Source organism: Catellatospora sp. IY07-71 (assembly GCF_018326265.1).
Lineage (GTDB): Bacteria > Actinomycetota > Actinomycetes > Mycobacteriales > Micromonosporaceae > Catellatospora.
Map to the genome: position 1 here is coordinate 6,169,278 of NZ_AP023360.1, position 19,887 is coordinate 6,189,164.

18 protein-coding genes and 1 pseudogene are annotated in these 19,887 nt (G+C 71.3%); 10 read left to right on the forward strand and 9 right to left on the reverse strand.

The features are described 5' to 3' along the window. Nucleotides 1-4 precede the first annotated feature (4 nt). Complete coding sequence (locus CS0771_RS27480) at nt 5-667, reverse strand: response regulator transcription factor (RefSeq protein WP_212843695.1); 663 nt, start codon at nt 665-667, stop codon at nt 5-7. Beyond that, nucleotides 664-1,941 carry a sensor histidine kinase gene (locus CS0771_RS27485; protein ID WP_212843696.1) on the reverse strand — a complete coding sequence of 426 codons (1,278 nt, stop codon included), beginning with the start codon at nt 1,939-1,941 and terminating at the stop codon, nt 664-666. Before CS0771_RS27485 ends, CS0771_RS27480 begins: the two co-directional genes overlap by 4 nt. A 161-nt stretch (nt 1,942-2,102) precedes the next feature. Between CS0771_RS27485 and CS0771_RS27490 the strand changes: the two genes are divergently transcribed. The 7 genes and pseudogenes from CS0771_RS27490 to CS0771_RS27520 all read left to right on the forward strand — a co-directional run. After that, nucleotides 2,103-2,900, forward strand: coding sequence for an ABC transporter ATP-binding protein (locus tag CS0771_RS27490; protein ID WP_212843697.1), 798 nt, complete (start codon nt 2,103-2,105; stop codon nt 2,898-2,900). Beyond that, the gene (locus CS0771_RS27495; protein ID WP_212843698.1) at nt 2,900-5,428 is read left to right on the forward strand and encodes an ABC transporter permease; all 2,529 of its coding nucleotides are present in this window, start codon (nt 2,900-2,902) and stop codon (nt 5,426-5,428) included. Before CS0771_RS27490 ends, CS0771_RS27495 begins: the two co-directional genes overlap by 1 nt. Nucleotides 5,429-5,534: 106 nt before the next feature. Further along, nucleotides 5,535-6,305, forward strand: coding sequence for a phytanoyl-CoA dioxygenase family protein (locus CS0771_RS27500; protein ID WP_212843699.1), 771 nt, complete (start codon nt 5,535-5,537; stop codon nt 6,303-6,305). Between the two features lie 173 nt (nt 6,306-6,478). Continuing rightward, nucleotides 6,479-6,853: a hypothetical protein gene (locus CS0771_RS27505; RefSeq protein ID WP_212843700.1), complete on the forward strand. Its 375-nt coding sequence runs from the start codon at nt 6,479-6,481 to the stop codon at nt 6,851-6,853. A gap of 180 nt (nt 6,854-7,033) precedes the next feature. Beyond that, nucleotides 7,034-7,348 carry a hypothetical protein gene (locus tag CS0771_RS27510; protein WP_212843701.1) on the forward strand — a complete coding sequence of 105 codons (315 nt, stop codon included), beginning with the start codon at nt 7,034-7,036 and terminating at the stop codon, nt 7,346-7,348. 45 nt (nt 7,349-7,393) lie between these two features. Continuing rightward, a protein-coding gene (locus CS0771_RS27515; protein WP_212842432.1) for an IS3 family transposase occupies nt 7,394-8,559 on the forward strand; the annotation gives its coding sequence in 2 pieces (ribosomal slippage) (nt 7,394-7,678 and nt 7,681-8,559; 1,164 coding nt in all). A gap of 83 nt (nt 8,560-8,642) precedes the next feature. After that, a pseudogene (locus tag CS0771_RS27520) lies at nt 8,643-8,987 on the forward strand (transposase); the annotation flags it as partial. Nucleotides 8,988-9,062: 75 nt separating this feature from the next. Here CS0771_RS27520 and CS0771_RS27525 read toward each other — a convergent pair. Beyond that, a complete protein-coding gene (locus CS0771_RS27525; protein ID WP_212843702.1) occupies nt 9,063-9,560 on the reverse strand; it encodes a DUF6193 family natural product biosynthesis protein in 498 nt (165 codons plus the stop codon). Between the two features lie 61 nt (nt 9,561-9,621). Here CS0771_RS27525 and CS0771_RS27530 point away from each other — a divergent pair, with 61 nt between their 5' ends. Beyond that, on the forward strand, nt 9,622-10,716 hold the full coding sequence (locus tag CS0771_RS27530) for an IS630 family transposase (RefSeq protein WP_212843703.1): 1,095 nt from the start codon (nt 9,622-9,624) through the stop codon (nt 10,714-10,716). On the opposite strand, the gene CS0771_RS27535 is transcribed toward CS0771_RS27530, so the two are convergent. Continuing rightward, entirely contained in the window at nt 10,705-10,908 is a 204-nt protein-coding gene (locus tag CS0771_RS27535) for a hypothetical protein (protein ID WP_212843704.1), read from the reverse strand. The two genes, CS0771_RS27530 and CS0771_RS27535, sit on opposite strands and share 12 nt — an antisense overlap. Nucleotides 10,909-11,419: 511 nt before the next feature. On the opposite strand from CS0771_RS27535, the gene CS0771_RS27540 reads away from it, so the two are divergent. Together CS0771_RS27540 and CS0771_RS27545 are read left to right on the forward strand one after the other, a co-directional pair. Continuing rightward, the gene (locus tag CS0771_RS27540) at nt 11,420-11,965 is read left to right on the forward strand and encodes an MOSC domain-containing protein (protein WP_212843705.1); all 546 of its coding nucleotides are present in this window, start codon (nt 11,420-11,422) and stop codon (nt 11,963-11,965) included. A 100-nt stretch (nt 11,966-12,065) separates the two neighbouring features. Next, complete coding sequence (locus CS0771_RS27545; RefSeq protein WP_212843706.1) at nt 12,066-12,473, forward strand: hypothetical protein; 408 nt, start codon at nt 12,066-12,068, stop codon at nt 12,471-12,473. A 139-nt stretch (nt 12,474-12,612) separates the two neighbouring features. Here the strand turns inward: CS0771_RS27545 and CS0771_RS27550 are convergent, their stop codons facing one another. The 5 genes from CS0771_RS27550 to CS0771_RS27570 form a co-directional block, all read right to left on the reverse strand. Beyond that, nucleotides 12,613-13,563, reverse strand: coding sequence for a sensor histidine kinase (locus CS0771_RS27550; protein ID WP_212843707.1), 951 nt, complete (start codon nt 13,561-13,563; stop codon nt 12,613-12,615). Further along, a complete protein-coding gene (locus tag CS0771_RS27555) occupies nt 13,560-14,396 on the reverse strand; it encodes an MEDS domain-containing protein (protein WP_212843708.1) in 837 nt (278 codons plus the stop codon). Before CS0771_RS27555 ends, CS0771_RS27550 begins: the two co-directional genes overlap by 4 nt. A 202-nt stretch (nt 14,397-14,598) precedes the next feature. Continuing rightward, complete coding sequence (locus CS0771_RS27560; protein WP_244871069.1) at nt 14,599-17,904, reverse strand: discoidin domain-containing protein; 3,306 nt, start codon at nt 17,902-17,904, stop codon at nt 14,599-14,601. 161 nt (nt 17,905-18,065) lie between these two features. Then, nucleotides 18,066-18,875, reverse strand: a complete 810-nt coding sequence (locus CS0771_RS27565) for a carbohydrate ABC transporter permease (RefSeq protein ID WP_212843709.1) — start codon at nt 18,873-18,875, stop codon at nt 18,066-18,068. A gap of 10 nt (nt 18,876-18,885) precedes the next feature. Next, nucleotides 18,886-19,845 (reverse strand): carbohydrate ABC transporter permease, encoded by a 960-nt coding sequence (locus CS0771_RS27570; RefSeq protein WP_212843710.1) that lies wholly within the window; start codon nt 19,843-19,845, stop codon nt 18,886-18,888. Nucleotides 19,846-19,887: the final 42 nt, after the last annotated feature.

Consider the following 19,887-nt stretch of genomic DNA (forward strand, 5'->3'; position numbering starts at 1 on the left):
GCGCTCAGGACGGCGCGCCGGGATCCAGGCGGGCGTCGTGGACCAGGATCGCCGCCTGCACCCGGTTGGTCATGCCCAGCTTCGCCAGCGCCCGGCTCACGTGCGCCTTGACGGTGGCCTCGGCCATGTCCAGCTCGCGGGCGATCTCCACGTTGGACAGGCCGCGGGCCACCGCCCGCACCACGTCCCGCTCCCGCTCGGTGAGCACGCCGAGCCGGGCCCGTGCCTGGTCAGCCACGGACGGGCCACGCTCGGCGAACGAGCTGATCAGGCGGCGGGTCACCGTCGGGGCGAGCATCGCGTTGCCGGCCGCCACGGTGCGCACCGCCTCGGCCAGGTCGCGCGGCGGGGTGTCCTTGAGCAGGAAGCCGACGGCTCCCGCGCGCAGCGCGGCGTGCACGTACTCATCCAGGTCGAACGTGGTCAGCATGATCACCCGGGGCGGTTCGGGCAGGGCGGCGAGCGCGGCGGCTCCGGCCAGGCCGTCGGTGCCGGGCATGCGTACGTCCATGAGCACTACGTCGGGGCGGTGCCGCCGGGTCGCGTCGACCGCGTCGGCACCGTCGCGCGCCTCGGCGACCACCGCGATGTCGCCCGCGGCCTCCAGGATCATCCGCAGCCCGGAGCGCACCAGGGCCTCGTCGTCGACCACCAGCACCCGGATCATGCCGCCACCTCCTGGCGTACGGGCTCCGGCGGGTCGGCCGGGATGCGGGCGTGCAGCAGGAACCCGCCGTCCAGGCGGGGCCGGGCCTGCACCGCGCCACCGGCCAGCGCCACCCGTTCGGTCAGCCCGACCAGGCCCAGGCCGCTGCTCGGCGGCTTCGGCGCGGGCCGGGGCGGGGCCGCGTTCTCCACGGCGACCACCAGCTCACGCGGCCCGTGGTGCAGGGTCACCGTGGTGGGCGCGGCCCCGGCGTGCTTGGCCACGTTGGTGAGGCCCTCCTGCACCACCCGGTAGGCGGTGCGCTGGGCCGACAGCGACACGGGCTGCGGCTCGCCGACGTCCACCCGGCGGACGGGCAGCCCGGCCGCGCGGCTGCTGTCCAGCAGGCGGTCCAGCTCGTCCAGGGTCGGCTGCGGGGTCAGGTCCGCCGGGGACACGTCGGGGGCGCGCAGCATGCCCAGCACCTCGCGCAGTTCCTGCATCGCCTCCCGGCCCGTGGTGCGGATCAGCGCGGCCTCCTCGGCGGTGCGCGCGTCGGCGGTGCTCACCTCCAGCGCCCCGGCGTGCAGCACCATGAGCGCCACCCGGTGGGCGACCACGTCGTGCATCTCGCGGGCGATGCGGCGGCGCTCCTCGGCGCGGGCGTGCTCGGCCCGCTCGTGCTGCTCGCGTTCCAGCCGCTCAGCCCGTTCCTGCAGCTGGGCGACGACCTGGCGGCGGGCCCGGACCCAGAGCCCGAACACGAACGGCAGCAGCACCATCATGCCGACCCAGAACAGCCCGGTGATCACCGCGCCGGTGAGCACGCCGCCGGTCATGCCCTCGTACAGCAGGTCGTCGTTGATCGCGCTCCAGGCCACGGGCACGCCGACCAGCGGCGCCACCACCAGGAAGTACGGCCAGGCCCGGCCGGGATCCTGGGACCGGCCGGGCCGGCCCGCCCCGGCGTAGTAGGCGGCGACGAACAGCGCGGCGGGCATGGCCAGGGCCAGCCACACCGCGAGCGCGATCACGAACAGCGGCCACCGCCGCCACCGGACCAGCGCCGCGCTCACGCCTGCGGCGACCATCGACAGCGCGATCAGCGGCACCGGCGGGTCGAGGACGCTCTCGCCGAACAGGAACATCGCCGGTCGCAGCGGTGTGGTCAGGGAGAACACCAGGACCCCGAAGCCGAGCGCGAACGGAAACAGCCGGTGCGCGATCCGCCGCAACAGGCTGCCCGGCTGCAGCCAGGAGGGCAGCCCCGGCACCGCCGCCGCGTCCCGCCTCATGCGGTCCCCCTCCCCCGTGCGCCGCTGTCGCCGACGAGCTTAGGCAGGCGGGCGGCCGGAACGGATGCTACTTCCGTCACTCCGAACCGCTACTTAAGTCGCAGGCGGAGATCGACTTCCGCCCGACGGCCGGGCCGCCGCGGCCGGGCAGCGTGTCGGCCATGACGACATTCGACGCCGCGGTGAGCGCGGAGGACCTGACCAAACGGTACGGCTCGGGCGACGCGCTGGTGACCGCCCTGGACGGGGTGACGGTCGCCTTCGGGCGCGGCGAGCTGACCGCGATCATGGGTCCGTCCGGGTCGGGCAAGTCCACCCTGATGCACTGCCTGGCCGGGCTGGACACGCCGACCTCGGGCCGGGTGTGGCTGGACGGCGCGGGCCAGGGCGGCGCCGGGCGGGTCGAGCTGACCGGCCTGCGCGACGACGCGCTGACCGAGCTGCGCCGCGACCGGATGGGGTTCGTGTTCCAGGCGTTCAACCTGCTGCCGACCCTGACCGCCTGGGAGAACATCACCCTGCCGCTCGACCTGGCCGGGCGGCGGGCCGACACCGCGTTCGCCGACCAGGTGATCGACGCGGTCGGGCTGCGCGACCGGCTGAGCCACCGGCCCGCCCAGCTGTCCGGCGGCCAGCAGCAGCGGGTGGCCTGCGCCCGCGCCCTGATCAGCCGTCCGGACGTGATCTTCGCGGACGAGCCGACGGGCGCGCTGGACTCGCGGGCCGGCGCCGAGGTGCTCGGCTTCCTGCGGCGCAGCGTCGACGAGCTGCACCAGACCGTGGTCATGGTCACCCACGACCCGGTCGCGGCCTCGTACGCCGACCGGGTGCTGTTCCTGGCCGACGGCGTGATCGTCGACGAGCTGCGCGAGCCCTCGGCCGACCGGGTGCTGGACCGGGTCCGCTCGCTGGAGTCGGTGGCGCACGGCGGCCGCGTGAGCGCCGGGGCGGGTGCCTGATGCTGCGGGCGATGCTGCGCGACCTGCGCGCGCACCTGGGCCGGGTCGCGATGACCCTGGCCGCGATCGTGCTCGGGGTGGCCTTCGTGGTCGCGACCTGGGTGGTGTCCGACTCCGCCGCCGCCACGGTGCGCGGCGGCGCGCAGCGCACCGACCTGGCCGCGCTGGCACAGGCCCGCTCCGGTGACGGAGTGATCCCAGCCGAGACCGTGGCACGGCTGGGCGGCCTGCCCGGGGTGAGCCGCGCCGAGGGCGTGGTGGAGGGGTACGCCGCCCTGGTGGGCGCCGACGGCAAGCTCGGCACCACGTCCTGGCCCGCCACCGCGGGCACCGACTGGGACCCGTCGCAGCGCTTCGGCCTGCTCACCGGGCGCGGCCCGCAGCGCGCCGGGGAGGTCGCCCTGGAGCAGCAGGCCGCCGACGAGGCCGGGCTGTCGGTCGGCGACCAGGCCCGGGTGCTGCTCGGCGGGGACCGGTCCGACACGGCGACCGTGGTCGGCGTGTTCGCCTACCGGCCCGCCGGGCGCGAGTTCGACCCGGCGGTCGCGTACGACGCCGAAACCGCCGCGCGCCTGCTGCGCCCGGAGGGCACCCCGGACGGCGCACCCAGCGGCACCGCGCCGGGCTTCGCCCGGGTCGAGCTGTTCGGCGCCGACGAGCAGGCGGTGACCGCTGCCGCCCGGGCGGAACTGGGCACGAGCTTCACCGTGGAGCCCGGTGCGGCGCTGCGCCAGAAGCAGGCGGAGAACGCGGCCGAGGACGGCGACCTCATCCGCAAGGCGCTGCTCGCGTTCGCCGCGGTGGCGCTGCTGGCCGGCGTGTTCGTCATCGCGAACACGTTCAACATGCTGGTCACCCAGCGCACCCGGCAGTTCGCGCTGCTGCGGGCGGTCGGCGCGCGGCGGGGGCAGGTGCGCCGGGCGGTGCTGGCCGAGTCGGTGGTGCTGGGCCTGGTCGGTGCGACCCTCGGGGTGGCGCTCGGCGTCGGGCTGGGTTTGCTGGCGATGCGGCTGCTGCCGGTCGCCGGGACGGTCGCGTACGCGGTGTCGCCGTGGGCGATCCTGCTCGGGTATGCCGTCGGGCTGCTGGTGACGGTGGTGTCGGCGTACGGGTCCGCGCGCCGGGCGGCCCGGGTGTCGCCGATGGCGGCGCTGCGCACCGACGCCGCCGTGCCGCGGCGCTCACTGGTGCTGCGCACCGCGCTGGGCCTGCTCGCCGTCGCCGCCGGGGTCGCGCTGGTGGCGCTGACCTCGCCCGAGGAGCTGACCGAGCCGAAGCGGATACAGGCCATGGCCGGTGCCGTGCTGGCCTGGTTCGGCCTGCTGCTGATGGCGCCGGTGCTGGCGCTGGGCGTGCTGCGCCCGCTGGCCCAGGTCCTGCGCCGCGGCGGCCCGGTGACCCGAATCGCGCTGCGCAACGCCGTACGCGACCCCCGGCGCACCGCCGCGACCGCGTCCGCGCTGATGATCGGACTGTCGCTGGTCTGCGCGTTCAGCACGGTCGGCGAGACGATGTCGGCCGACCTGACCTCCTCCGTGCGTGCGGCGGTGCCGCAGGACGCGGTGCTGCTACGGGCGGCGGCTTTCGGGCAGCTCGACGACACGGTCCGGGCCAAGGCGGCGGCCGTGCCGGGCCTGAGCGCGCTGGCCGCGCCGCGCACCGGGGAACTGGTGGTGCTGCCGCCGCGCGGCAAGAACACCGAGGCCAGGTTCACCAGCCTCGACCCGGCCGGGGTGGGCACCGCGCTGCGGCCCACCGTGACCAGCGGCAGCGGCGACCTGCGCCGTGGTGTCCTGCTCGACGCGCAGTTCGCCGCCGACAACGGGCTGCGGGTCGGGGACACGGTCCGGCTGCGGTTCGGCGCCGCCGGCAAGCAGGGCACGGTAGTCCCGGCGGAGGTCTCCGCGACCGTCACCGGCCTGCACGAGGGCAGTGACCTGCTGCCCGGCGTGCTGATCGACGAGGCGCTGGTGCCGGAGGGCGTGGACGGCTGGGGCGACAGCGTGTACGCCGTCGGCCCGGACCACGGCGCGCTGCGCAACGCGCTGGAGCAGGCGTTCGCGCAGCGGCCGGACGTGGTGGTGCAGGACCGCGAGCAGTTGCTCGACGACCTGCTGCAGCCGTTCCAGCTGGTGCTCGGCCTGGTGTACGTGCTGCTCGGCGCGGCCGTGGTGATCGCGGTGTTCGGCGTGGTGAACACGCTGGCGCTGTCGGTCCTGGAGCGCACCCGCGAGCTGGGCGTGTTCCGGGCGCTGGGCGCGTCGCGGGCCCTGGTGCGCCGCACCGTCCGGCGGGAGAGCGTGGTGATCTCGCTCTACGGGGGCCTGCTCGGCATCGGCGCGGGAGTGCTGCTGGGCGGGGTGATGCAGTACGTCATCCTGGCCAACCCGGTGTTCGAGATGGCCGTGCCGTGGCCGACGGCCGGGGTGGCGCTGGCGGGCATGGCCCTGGTCGGGGTGCTGGCCGCGCTGTGGCCCGCGCGCCGCGCCGCCCGCGCCGACGTCCTCGCCGCCATCGCGGCGGAGTGATCGCCGGGAGGGCATCGCGCGTCCTGGTGACGCCGGTGCCCTCCCACCGTCGCGGCCCGCCGTAAACCGGGATGTCCGATGTGGCGGGTTCGGGCAGACTGGTGGCATGGACAGCCGTGACATCGAGCGGTTCGAGCGCGACGGGTATGTCGCGATGCGCGGCGCCATGGCTGCGGACGTCGCCGCCGCCTGCCGGGACGCGATCTGGGCGGCGCTCGCCGAGCAGGGCGTCACGCGGGACCGGGTGACGTGGACCCGGCCCGTGGTCCGGGTCGCCTGCCCCGAGGGCGGGCCGTTCGAGGCCGCCGGGACAGCACCCGCGCTGCATGCGGCATACGACGCGCTGATCGGGCCCGGCCGGTGGACACCCCGGGCCGGGGTCGGCGGTTCGGTGCCGGTGCGCTTCCCGTCCGAGGCGTATCCCGGCGACGTGGGCTGGCACATCGAGGGCAGCTACGAGGTCGACGGCGAGTACTGGGCCAACGTGTACTCACGAGCGCGTGGGCTGCTCGCGCTGTTCCTGTTCTCGGACGTGGGCGAGGATGACGCGCCGACCCGGCTGGTGGTCGGATCGCACCTGGCGATCCCCCGCATCCTGCGCCCGGCGGGCGAGGCCGGGATGAGCGGCGACGAGCCGGTCAGGCACGTGCGCCCGTCGCTGCTGTGCCGCACGGTGGTGCACGCCACCGGGCGGGCCGGGGACGTGTTCCTGTGCCACCCGTTCATCGTGCACACCGCGACCTGGCCGCATCGCGGCACCACCCCGCGGATGATGGCCCAGCCCGCCGTGCACGTCGCGGACGGCTTCGCCATCGACGGCACCGACCCGTCGCCGGTGGCCCGTGCCATCGTCGCCGGGTTCGGTGCGGACCTTTAGCGGAGGGCAGCAAACTGGAGGACGGGGCCAGGCGCATGGTCATCCGCCGGACCCCCGGGGCCAACCGAACTGCCGACCACGATCGGTGTCCACCGTGGCGCAGACCGTCCCCCCGACGCCGTCGTGGCCGTCGACACGGCGGCCGGCCGCGTCGCGAACGGCACGATGGCACCATGACACCCATGCCCCCGAACGCCTCCCCGCCCGGTGAGCAGGAGCTAGCCGCCCGGTTCCGAGCCATCCTGGAACGCACGCGGTGTGACCCCGACGGCGCCCTGGACGACACCATCGCCTCGCTCATCACCATGCACGATGGCTTCGACGCACTCTTCACCGACGAGACCGCCCTGACGATCCTCGAATCCCCGCAGCTCGGCTCGATCTACGCGTTCAGCGCAGCCGTTCAGAAGACCGTCCAGCCCGGTCATCCCGCCCAGCGGCGACGCACTCCGGACCAACGCACGGAGCAGCTTCGCACTCAACTACCCCGCTTCCGCGACCGCCTGCAGCGTCTGCTTGAAGAACTGGACGAGGCGTACCCGAGATAGCCCGCTGGCTCTGTGCTATTCCGCCTCGCCGTGCCGCTCGGCGCTGCACTTCAGGGAGTCACCGTGGCGGCGTCGAGCGGCGGATTCTCTGCCTAACAGGTTGAGCAGAGATCGCCGGTATACCGGCCGGTGGCCTGAGATGGACCTGGGTCCACCGATTGCCTGCTGTACCGTCCGAGCGTGAACCGCGATCGGTTGATCAATCTGTTGGCAGCCGGCGGCGAGGCATTCCGGGAATGCAGGCTGGCACTTGCCGGCGGTGCTTCCTTCGCCGTGCGGACCAAGCCCCTTCCTGCCGACGAGCTCGCGCCGACCTATGCGGCAAGGTTGGAGATCACCGAAGCGGCCGGACTCGATCGCCAGGGCATGGCAGCTGCGGTCGAGGTACTCAAGGCGTTGGGCGATGGAGAAGTCTGCCTTGGCGAGGTCGTCGCGCCAAGGCAGCGTTTCCTGCTGTTCCTGCTCGCCGACCGGGTCTGCTGCACCGATAGGTGACATCAGAGATGGCTTGCCCTGTGGGCGGGCTGGAAGGATGTCGCTGTGCCAAAGCCCTACCCCCGAGAGTTCCGTGACGACGTCGTGCGGGTCGCGCAGACCCGCGATGCCGGCGTGACGGTCGAGCAGATCGCCAACGACTTCGGCGTGCACCCGATGACGTTGTTCAAGTGGATGCGCGCCGCCGACGTCGACGCCGGCACCAGACCCGGTGTGAGCAGCACCGAGTCCGCAGAGCTCCGGGAGGCGCGCAAGCGGATCAAGCTGCTGGAGCAGGAGAACGAGGTCCTGCGCCGGGCCGCGGCCTACCTGTCCCAGGCGCACCTGCCGGGAAAAGGATCTACCCGCTCGTGACAGATCTGGCCGCCGACAGCATCCCCGTCGCGGTGACGTGCCGGGTACTGAAGATCACCCGCCAGCACTACTACCGCTGGCTCGCCCGACCAGTCACCGACGCCGAGTACACCCAGGCGTGGCGAGCCAACGCCCTGCACGACGCCCACCGCGACGACCCCGAGTTCGGCTACCGGTTCCTGGCCGACGAAGCCGCCGCGGCCGGGCAGCCGATGGCCGACCGGACCGCATGGAAGATCTGCTCCGGCCACGGCTGGTTCAGCGCCTTCGCCCGCAAACGGCGCGGCAAGGGACGCAAGGTCGGCCCACCGGTCCACGACGACCTCGTCCGGCGCGACTTCACCGCGCCCGGCCCGAACCGGCTGTGGCTTGCCGACATAACCGAACACCGCACCGGCGAGGGCAAGCTCTACCTGTGCGCGATCAAGGACGCCTGGTCCAACCGGATCGTCGGCTACTCCATCGACTCGCGCATGAAGTCCCGCCTGGCCGTGACCGCGCTGCACAACGCCACCGCCCGCCGCGACGGCGTGGCCGGGTGCGTCGTGCACACCGACCGCGGGTCGCAATTTCGATCACGGAAGTTCGTCGCCGCACTGCACCGGCACCGCATGCGCGGCTCGATGGGGCGAGTCGGGGCGGCCGGGGACAACGCGGCCATGGAGTCGTTCTTCGGCCTGCTGCAGAACAACGTCCTGGACCGCCGCACCTGGGCCACCCGCGACCAACTCCGCACCGCGATCGTCACCTGGATCGAACGCACCTACCACCGACGCCGGAGGCAGCGCCCACTCGGCAAGTTGACCCCGATCGAGTTCGAGACAATCATGACCCCGTCGGCCAGTCAGGCCGCGTGACTACACCTGTCACCTATCGGTGCAGCAGACCCACCTCTCCGCCGTCGCAGCGTGCATCACGTCTGAGATGAATCCGTAGTAGACAGGCCGCTGACACCCGCCAGCTGGCGGCGCTGCTGGACCAGGTCGCGGTCCCACGTCCGGGTGGCATCGGTCGGCCGCGCAAGCGCCCGGACTCGTTGACCGGCGACAAGGCGTACTCCTCGCGGGCCAACCGGGCGCTGTTGCGTTCGCGGGACATCACCACGGTCATCCCGGAGCCCAACGACCAGATCGCCAACCGGAAGCGGCGCGGTCGCGCCGGCGGCAGACCACCGAACTTCGACCGTGCCGCATACCGCAAACGCAACCAGGTAGAACGCGGGTTCAACAGGCGCAAACACTGGCGCGGACTTGCCACCCGATTCGACAAACTGGCCAGCCACTAACCAAGCCACCCTCGACCTGGTCGAAGCCCTGGACTGGCTACGCGCCATACCCGACGGACGTGATCGGCCGAGAACCTAGACGTCCAGCCGTCCGGCAGCGACTGTGTCCAGCGCCGCGAGAACGAGGGCGAGGCTCCCGGCGGCGTCGGCGACACCCAGTTCACGGCCCTCGGCGGTCCGTACTCGATACCTGCCGGGTTCGAGCGGGTCCACCGACGGGCAGTCCCGCGACCACGGAAACGTCGGCGACCTGCTGAACACCAGCATCCAATGGCTGGTAAACGGCCGTAGGCGACGCAGCCGTGGCTCGTAGAACGCCAACGCGACGAAGGCGTGCAGGCGGGCACGCACGGCATCGCCCGTGTGGTTCTCGTACAGCGACAGCCATGCGACCTCGACCGCGTCGCCGCGTTCCCGGGCCTCGGCCAGCCGGACCGACCCGAGATACGGCCAGACCGCCGCGAGCTCGGTGGCACGCGCGCCGCCCTGCCACCTGGCCACCGTGTCCGCCACCGCCGCCAGGTCCGGTGCGAACCCCTGGGCCAGCATCCGCTGTCGTGCCTGGACGCTCACCCAGATCTTTCGCTCGCGCCACCCTAGTGTCCTGAGTCCGTAATTTGCTGTTAGTTCTGGTATGGGTGATGGTCGTGGGCCGAAGCTCGCGCTGCTGGAGTTGACCGACGTCGAGCGCGAGGCATTGGAAGCGTTGACTCGCAGGCGAACCACGGCTCAGGCGTTGGCGATGCGGGCACGGATCGTGCTGACCTGTGCAGAGGGCATGTCCAACAGCGAGGTCTCGCGGCTGCTGGGTGTATCGCTGCCGACGGTCGGGACGTGGCGGGCACGGTTCGTCGCCGACCGGCTCGACGGGCTGTTCGACGAGCCCCGGCCCGGCCGGCCCCGCACGGTCAGCGACGCCGACGTCGAGCGGATCGTCGTGGCGACCCTGGAGTCCAAGCCCCGCAACGCGACCCACTGGTCGAGCCGGTCCATGGCCGCCGCGACCGGGCTGTCGCAGTCGACGGTCTCGCGGGTCTGGCGCACGTTCGGACTGCAGCCCTGGCGGGCCGAGACGTTCAAGCTGTCGACCGATCCGCTGTTCGTGGAGAAGGTCCGCGATGTCGTCGGCCTGTACCTGGACCCGCCCGAGCGGGCACTCGTCTTGTGCGTGGACGAGAAGTCGCAGATCCAGGCCCTGGACCGGTCCCAGCCGGTCCTGCCGATGCAGCCGGGCGTGCCGGAAAGGCGCACGCACGACTACCTGCGTGCAGGGGTGACGAGCCTGTTCGCCGCGCTGGACGTGGCCAGCGGCAAGGTGATCGGCTCGATCCACCGCCGCCACCGGCAGCAGGAGTTCCTGCGGTTCCTGCGCCGCATCGACGCCGCCGTGCCGCAGGACCTGGACGTCCACCTGATCCTCGACAACTACGCCACGCACAAGACCCCTGCGGTCAAGCGATGGCTGCTGCGCAACCGGAGGTTCCACCTGCACTTCACCCCGACCGGCGCCAGCTGGCTCAACCTCGTCGAGCGGTTCTTCGCCGAGATCACCAACAAGCTGATCCGTCGCGGTGTCCACCGCAGCGTCACCGCGCTGGAGAAGGACATCCGGGCGTGGCTGGACATGTGGAACGAGCAGCCACGCCCGTACGTGTGGACCAAGACCGCCGACGAGATCCTCGCCAGCCTCGCCGCGTACTGCAAACGAATCAAAGACTCAGCACACTAGCGTCACCTTGGTATGACGTTCGTCGTCCCCGACCGTGGCCACACGATCGGCGATGTCCGGATCCGGGTGCGCCTGACCTCGCAGCACCACACCCAGCCGGTCGAACTCGGCGTCCAGTGCGCTTACCAGCCCACCTGCCGATACGATCTCGGGATACAGCGCCGGGTCGAGGGGCGTCTCCCGATCAGGCATCGGACCATGATGCCCGATCGCAACGACGCCGCCAACAGGCCGAATCGGGCTATGCAATGGCAGCCACGAGCGGCTGCACCGCAGGAGCGCCAGCACGGCGGACTGGGCGTTACTCAGGTCTCCACGGGCAGTACCCGTCTAACGGGCCATATTCATGATGGGAGAGACAGAACCTAGCCCGCGGGTTGTTCCCAGGCGCGACGACGACCACGGTTGCGGCCGCCCCTGCCCCGATCAGCGCCGGGCCCATCTCGTGCCGACGAGCCCGCCTCCGGCGACGGACAAAGCAGCCGCCTCAGTGATCAGGGACGGTAGCGTTCGCGACATGTGGTGAACCGTATGCGGGAAGACGGACAGGGCGGATGCTCGCGACTCCATATCCGCCCAAGAACGGCCTGGTTGCACGGAAGCTGCACGCAGGATCGACTTGGACCGCTCGCTATGCGTGGACCTGCGGATAGGACGAGGCTTGCCCCCAGCGGCGGCCAGCCTGCCGTGGGAGGATGCGGACATGTCTGCTGCGAGGGTCGTCGCCGTCAGCCGGGACAGCGAGCACCGGTTCAGCAAGCCGAACGCCGACGAGATCCAGCTGCTTGCGGGGATCGGGGTGGCCGGGGATGCCCACGCGGGCGTGACCGTGCAGCACCTGTCGCGGATCGCCGCCGACCCCACCCAGCCCAACCTGCGCCAGGTCCACCTCATCCACGCCGAGCTGCACGACGAGGTGCACGAGCAGGGCTTCGTAGTGGCGCCCGGTCAGCTGGGAGAGAACATCACCACCCGCGGCATCGACCTGCTGTCGCTGCCCCGCGGCACTGTGCTGCGCTTCGGGGAGCAGGCCGTGGTCGAGGTGACGGGACTGCGCAACCCGTGCCCGCAGATCGACCGTTTCAGCGACGGCCTGCTCAAGCAGCTGGTCTACCGCGACCAGGACGGCGACCTCGTCCGCCGGGCGGGGATCATGAGCATCGTGCTGGCGGGCGGCCCGGTGCGGCCCGGCGACGTCATCACCGTGGAGCTGCCGCCCGAGCCACACCTGCCGCTCGAGCGGGTGTGATCGGGCGAAGCAGCGGTCGATGACGGCCGTCTGCCGACGGTCCCGTTGCGGGCACTCCATTGCTGTACAGCAGCCAGGTGCGGCGGCAAGAATGCCCGCCATGCACGGGCTCGTCCAAGAGATTGCCGCTCTCATCGCCGGCACCTGTATGGTGCGCGTTTTCGACGCTTCCGGCTACCGGCCCCCACCTCCTGCGCGCAAGCGACGGGACCGCGTGACGCCCCTGGCAGAAGTCCGTGACGCCCTAGCCGTCCGCGAGCTGCGCGAGGCCCTCGCGCTGCGGCCGGACACACCCGTCATGGACTGGATGAGCGGGACTGACGTGATCCTCGAACTCTGGAACCGTGACGGCGCTCAGCACGCCACGATCGGCTTGCTGTCGCCTGACCAACTGCGGCATGACGACGGCGAACTGCGGCTTCTCGACCCGGGCAAGGCAGCGAGGTGGCTGGCTCTGGGCGCCGAGTACCGCGCGGAGGTATGGCATCGCCGGCCGCCACGGCTATGACTGCCGGCCCGGCAACGGGGTCCAAGATTCTGCAGCGCAGCGCGAGCCCGTCGTGGCTTCCAAATCCTTTCAGCGTATTGCCATGATTGATCTCGGCATGGAGACGCCGCCCGGGCTGAGCGGCCTGCCCGAGCTGCGCTCAGGCGGATTCCCCGCCGACGAGGCGGATGGTGAAGCCGTCCGGGCCGCGGCGCAGCGAGACGTACGAGCACAGCTGGTGGGCCAGCCACAGCCCGAGCCCGCCCGGCCCCGGTCCGGGCATCAGGCCCGACGACGGGTCGGCGGGGCCCGGCCCGCGGTCGGTGACCGTGACGACGATGCGCCCCGGCACCGCCCACGCCCGCACGCGCACCGGCGGCCGCCCGTGCAGCAGCGCGTTGGTGACCGCCTCGCTGGTGCTCAGCACCAGGCCGTGCAGGTCGTCGGCGGCGAGCCCGGCGGTGGCCTGCAGGCCCGCGACCACCTGCCGGGCATGCCGGACCACGGGGTCGACCAGCTCGACGGCGGGCGGCAGGGCCTCCAGCGGGTCCTCCCACGACGTCACCGCATTGGCGAGGAAGTCGTGCGGGTCCTGGTAGAGCGGGCTGCGCTCGCGGCGCCCGTCGGGCGTGACCACGTAGGCGTGGGTGCGCCGCGCGTGGTCGAGGACCTCGGCCGGGGCGGTGCGGGTGTCGTAGGGGCACAGCCCGTACATCGGGAACTCGTTGTAGACCTGGTTGGCGGCGGCCTCGTAGCGCGCCCACCACTCCCACGGCACGCCGACACCGGGGTGGGGCACGTCACCGGCGATGCGGATCTGCGTGGCGCCCTCGGCCACGTAGCCGCCCAGCATCTCCCGGTGCCGTTTGATCGCCACGGCGGGGCGCAGGTAGTGCCGGTCGCCGTCGATGAACACCACGCCGCTGCCCGTCCCGAGCGCGGAGCGCACCAGCCGCTGGTGGCGCTCGCCGAACAGCGACACGGTCGGCTCGCCGGCCGCGACGCCGTCGCAGAGGAAAGGCACGACGACCGCCAGGAACTCCTCGTCGGAGCCGAAGAAGGCGGTCTCGTGGTAGATGCCGTCGTGCCCGGCGGCCGGGCCTGACCTCACGACTCCACCAGCCTGAGGTCGGGCAGCCGCAGCATGTCGGCCAGCAGCCGCACCATGCTGTCGCGGGCGACGTGCAGCACCGTGCGCGCACCCCGGGCGCGGGCGTGCTCGACGAGCTGGAACAGCCCGCGGTGGTCGATGAAGTTCAGCTGCTGCGCGTCGAAGATCAGCTCGTCGCCGTCCGGCGCCGGGTCGGCCCGGTGCAGCGCCGTGCGCAGCAGCGCGTGCCCGGACACGTCGATGTCGCCCGCGAGCGCCGCGCCGACGCCCGGCTCGGCCGAGGCGAACAGCCGCAGCGGGGCCGAGGCCCTGCTGGCCACCGGGTGCATGCTGGCCAGCTCGGCGATCGCGGCGGCGCTCAGCTCGCGGCGGTGGTAGCCGCACATCGCGGCGAACGGGTGCCCGGTCATGTACCGGTCGACCTGGTGCTCGTAGCGGGTGAACGCGTCCAGCTGCTCCGGGGTGCGCACGAGGGGCGTGGCCTGGGCCGCGACCCGCAGCCCGCGGTAGCCGGCCGCGATGGCCCGCTCGGTGGCGTGCGCGTACGCCTGAACCTGGACCGCCGGGTCGACCGGCAGCCCGGCACCGTAGATGGCCAGATCCTGGACGAGCGCGGCGCCGCCGGCCCGTGCGGCGGTGAAGCCGTCGACGTCGTCGAGGTCGGTCTGCCGCGCCTGCTCGGCGAGGTAGATCACTTGTTGCCCGGCCGCGAGGCCGTCGGCGAGGAACCGGCCGGCGGCGGCGCGGAACTCGCCGGGCGTGTCGAACACCCAGCAAACATGATCATGGCGGCCGAGGCCGTCGACCGCGTCGACGAACCCACTCCGGCGCATCGTCCCAACGTAGCACGCTGCACAGCCTGCCTCCGGGCTCGTGAACCGCGCTCACCTCCGCACGCGGGGGGAGGGCGGCCCCCCAGACGCCGCCCTCCCCCTACCGTCCCGACCGGATGACCGTCCACAAAGGTTGGTCTCAACTCCCGGAAACCGGGCGGGCGGGTCCGCCGCACGGACCCGCCCGCCTTGGATCCAAAGGTCAGCTGGCGAAGGCCTTGACCTCCAGCAGGCCCAGCGAGGCCGAGCCGGTGGCGGTCAGCGACACTCTCAGCCGGGTCGTGCTGACCCCGGTGAAGGTGACGGTGTTGTACGCGTTCTTGGTCAGCGTGTACGCGCTCGCGCCGGGCACGTCCACGTACGCGCTGCCGTTCCAGTACTGCAGCTTCCACGCCGACGGCATGTCGATGCCCTGCTCGTCGTCGAAGAAGTAGACCTGGGCGCGGCTGACCGACTGCGCCGCGGACCACTGCACCTCGGCCGTCTGGGTGCCCGTCTCGGGCCAGGTGCCCCAGCGGTTGCCCTGGTTGGTGCCGCCCCAGTTGGAGCTGGTCGGCTCGTCACCGTTGTTGATCGCCGCGCAGCTCTCCCAGGTCGAGGTGTACGAGCAGACCGGCGAGCCGGACAGCGCGAGGTTGCTCGGCGGGTCCGGCGGCTGGACCCCGCCCCGGTTGAAGATCTTGATCTCGGTGAGACCGGTCTTCGCCCCGGAGGCGTTGGTCGCCAGCACGCGCACCCGCTGCGCGTTGACCGCCCCGAAGGTGGCCACGTTGTAGTTCGCGCGCGGCGCCGACGGGCTCTTGACCTGGCTGGGCACGGTGACCCAGGCGCTGCCGTTGTGGTACTGGACGTCGTACGCCGACGGCGCCCGGTAGGTGGCGCTGGCCGGGCGGCTGTCCTTGAAGTACAGCCGGACCTCGTTGAAGGTCTGCGGCGAGCCGAAGTTGACCTCGTACCAGTCCTGGCTGTTGGCCGAGCCGCCCGCGCCCCAGAAGGGCTCGTTGATCGGGTAGCCGTCCCGCGCCCCGGCCACGGTGGACCCGGAGCCGGTGTGCGAGGCGCTGGCGGTGCCCAGGGCGGCCAGGTTGGTCAGGTTGGCGGTCAGGTCGACGCCGGCCTTGGCCATCATGTCCACCATGCGTGCCTCGGTGTGCACAACCTGCGCCGGAGCCTGCATCGAGGTCGCCGCGCTGCTGTAGGTCACCGAGGCACTGGTGGTGACCGCGCCGGTGGCCGGGTTGTACGTCATCGGCACAAGCTGGTTGATGGTCGCCCGGCGCGTGCCGTTGACGAAGATCGAGTAGCCCTCCGGCACGCCGCTGTAGCGCACGATGCCGTCGGCCGGGTCGTCCCAGACGATGGTCAGGTCGCTGTTGCGGTAGCGCAGGTTGTTGACGGTGAAGTGGGTCCAGCCGATGTTGATCGGGCTGAGCTCCACCTGGGCGTCGGTGCGCGGCCGCAGGCCCGCCACGTCCTCGATCACGGTCCAGTTGCTGCTGCCCAGGATGTTGTGGTGGATCCAGGACCGGTAGGTGATGGAGCTGCCGTTCCAGTCCGCCCAGAACTCGTTGGCGTCGGGGTACTGCGTGTTGCCGTTGATGTACTGCGCCCAGACGTTCCAGTAGAGCAGCTTCTTGTACCAGTCGCTGGTGATCCACTGGTTCGGGTAGTTGCGCAGCACCGACGACAGCAGCCGGAACTGCACGGTGGAGTTGATGGTGGAGAAGTTGTTGCTGCCCGTGCCCGAGGCCGCCTTGTCCGCCTGGTTGGCGGTGTAGAACGGGAAGATCGGGTACTGCGCGGCGTCGTCGAACAGCCGCAGCGCCTGCTTGTACGTGGTGGTGTTGGGGATCGCGCCCACCGCGAACGGGTAGTAGTTGTTGATCTCCTTCCACGGGTTGAAGGTGCCGTCCGGGTAGCGGTGCTCGAACAGCTGCCGGTTCGGGTTCCACAGCACGTTGGTCAGCGCGTTGCCGATGTCGGTGGCGAGCTGGTTCATCTCGTTCGCCTTGGCCGTGTTGCCCAGCAGCGCGTACGCGGCGGCCGCGGCCTTGGCACCGCTGTACTGGTAGGCGCCCTCGGTGCGGTCCATCCGGCCTGAGCGGTAGTGGAACGACACCGCATCGGCGTCGTTACCCGTCAGCGCGCCCCAGTCGTACTCGATGATCTTGTTGTTGTTGGTGTCGTAGTAGGCGAGCTGGCCCTTGACGTCACCCTCGGCGTACTTGGCCAGGTTCTGCGCGATGCCCGGCTGGCCGCCGTGGATCTGGTAGCTCTTCCAGGCCGCCTCGGCGATGTACTGGATGTAGCTGTTCGACCAGTTCTCGGGGTCGCCGGGGTTGTCCACGAACCGGCCGCCCTTGGAGACCTGTCCCGCGCTGACCCAGTCGCCGAAGCCGTAGATCGGGTTGCGCAGGTACTTCAGGTCGTCGATGTGCATCGACTGGGTGAGCACGATGGCGTTGTTGTAGCCCAGCACGCCCTCGGTCGAGATCGGGAACTGGAACGTCTGCCCCGGGATGTCGGCGTCCAGGTGGTTGAAGCGCATCAGCCACCAGCGGTAGTAGATGTTCTTCTTGATCGCCGCGTCGGGCACGTCGATGTAGGGCACGTTCTGCGCCCACCACAGGTTGTACGCCCGCACGTGGGTCGAGAACGCCGTCGCGTTGGTGTAGCCCTTGTACGCGTTGTACTCCGTCAGCGAGGCCGGGATCTCGTTGGTGACGAAGCCCATGACGACCTTCGCGGTCACCGTGGCGCCCGCGGCGATGGTCACCGACCGGTTGAGGCCGCCGCTGCTGACCGTGAAGCCGTCACCGGACAGCCGCGGGTAGATCGTGGTCAGGTTGTTGTACGCGTTGACCTGGCCGGTGAGCTCGTTGCCGCTGCCGGAGGTGGCGTACGGCGAGGTGGCCCGCAGTTGCAGCGTGGTGGAGCTGCTGCCGCTGTTGGTGATGGACAGGTTCGTCACCGCGACGTTGTTGTCGGTGATGAACTTCGTCTGGTCCACCCGGATCGAGCCCGAGGTGTGCACGCTCTTCCAGTGGCTGGGCGCCTGCCAGCGCGAGCCGACCTGCTCGGTGAAGGTGCCCGGCGTGACGGCGATCGTGTACGCGTTCTGGTTGTTGATGCTCTCCCAGTACGCGGCCTGCCCGGCGAAGCCGAGCGTGCCCGGGGTGTGCGTCTTCAGGTACAGGGCCCGGCCGCGGGTCATCAGCCAGGTGCCGGCGGGGTCGTTGCCGGGGCGGGCGAGCAGCCGGTCCATCCAGAAGTCGGTGCCGCCCGACTCCGCGTTGTAGATGGCCTGCATCATGTTGCCGGTGGTGTAGCCCACGGGCGGGGCCGGGATGGCCGGGCCGCTGAACGTGGGGAAGCCGATGGGCTGCGCCGCGTACGCCGGGGACTGCGCCTGGACGGCGATCACTCCCGCGGCGAGCACGGCGGAGAGGCCGAGTGCCAGGCTTCTGCGCTTGGTGCGCGAGCGCAGGGCCTTTGCGAGCACTGGCATGGGGTTCACCTCCACATAGGGGGACGGTTGTGGATTTCCTGCGGTGAGAGCCGGTAGGGCCCGGCCGCGCCCGCCGGGTAGGCGGTGCGGGCGCGACCGGGCAGTCTCATCTGTCGGGCCCTTTCCGTGGGACGGGGTGCGGTGAGAGAGTCGGTGGCCGGTCAGGCCTTCAGCGCGCCGGATGTGAAGCCGCGTACGTAGCTGCGCTGCATGAAGGCGAACAGCAGCAGGCAGGGCACGGCCATGAAGACCACCCCCGCCTCGAGTGCCGCGTAGTCGATGGAGCCGTGGCTGGCGGTGCGCATGTTGACCACGGCCAGGGTGGTGGTGAAGGTGTCGGTCGAGTTCAGCAGGATCAGCGGCGCGAAGAACTCGCTCCAGGAGGTCAGGAACGCGAACAGGCCGACGGTGATCAGGCCGGGCTTGACCGCCGGCAGCATGATCCGGATCAGCGTGGAGACGCTGTTGCACCCGTCGACCTGCGCCGACTCCTCCAGCTCGCGCGGCACGGCCTCGAACGAGTTGCGCATCATGAAGATCGAGAACGGCAGCTGGAACATGATCAGCACCAGGCTGAGGCCGACCAGGCTGTCCTGCAGGCCGATCCAGCCGAGCAGCACGTACAGCGCGATCAGGATCGTCGCGTACGGCACCATCAGGATCGCCAGGGTGAGCAGGAACAGCACGTCCCGGCCGGGGAAGCGGAACCGGCCGAAGGCGTACCCGCCGAGGGTGGCCACCAGCAGGGTGCCGCCGACGGTGAGCGCGCTGACGGTGAGGCTGTTCAGCACGTGGTGCAGCCGGATGCCGTTGTCGGAGGTGAACAGCCGGTCGTAGTTCTCCAGCCCGAAGCCGGTGCCGGTGCGCAGCGACGCCCAGCCGCTCCACAACAGTGGCGACAGGAACAGGATCGCCAGTGCCGTGCCGGTCACGTAGTAGCTCCACCGGTTGACAGCGGATGACCTGGTCATGGTGCTTCTCCTAGGAGCGCCGGCGCAGCACGCCGAGCTGGATGACGTTGAAGACGACGAGGACGGCGAGCAGGGCCACGGAGATCGCGGCGGCGGAGCCGAGGTCGAGGCGGATGAACGCCTCCCGGTAGATCACCATCACCAGCGAGGTGGTGCTGTTGTCCGGCCCGCCCCGGGTGAGGATCCAGAACTGGTCGAACGCCAGCAGCGACCCGGTGATCATCATGGTGAGCACCAGGGCGATGGTCGGTCGCATCAGCGGCAGGGTGACCCGGCGGAAGGTCTGCCAGCGGCTCGCGCCGTCGATGCGGGCCGCCTCGTACACCTCCAGCGGGATCGCCTGCAGGCCGGTGAGCAGGATCAGCATGTTGAACCCGGCGAAGCGCCAGAGCACCAGCACGATCGCCGAGGCCAGCGCCGAGCCGGAGCTGCCGGAGGTCCAGGAGACGTAGCCGTCGATCACGCCGAGCTTGCGCAGCAGGTCGCTGACCGGGCCGATCTCATCCGACAGCAGCCCCAGGAACAGCAGCGAGGCGCTGGCGAAACCGACGGCCATGGGCAGCAGGAACGAGGTGCGGAAGAAGCCGACGCCGCGCCGGCGCTGCTGCACCAGCAGGGCGAGCCCGAACGCGACCACGAACAGCAGCACCGTCATCACGACCGTGTACTTGACCGTGAACCAGACCGCCGAGCCGACCAGCTCGTTGTCGCCGATGCGGGCGTAGTTGTCCGGGGCGTTCATGGTCGGCGCGCCCAGCAGCGGCCAGCGGTGCAGCGACATCCAGCCGACCAGCAGCAGCGGCACCAGGAAGAACAGGCCGACCATCAGCGCGGTGGGCGTCGCGTAGAGGGCGCCGAGCAGGGCCCGGCCGCGCGCGGCGCTGCGCCGGATCCGCGGCGCCGGGCCGGCGGCCTGCGGGGCGGGCAGCGGGCGGGCCGGTCCGCTGCGGGGCGGGGTGAGCGTCGACATCTGCTCGTCTCCGGGTCGGTGGGAGGGCCCGGCCGCCGTGTG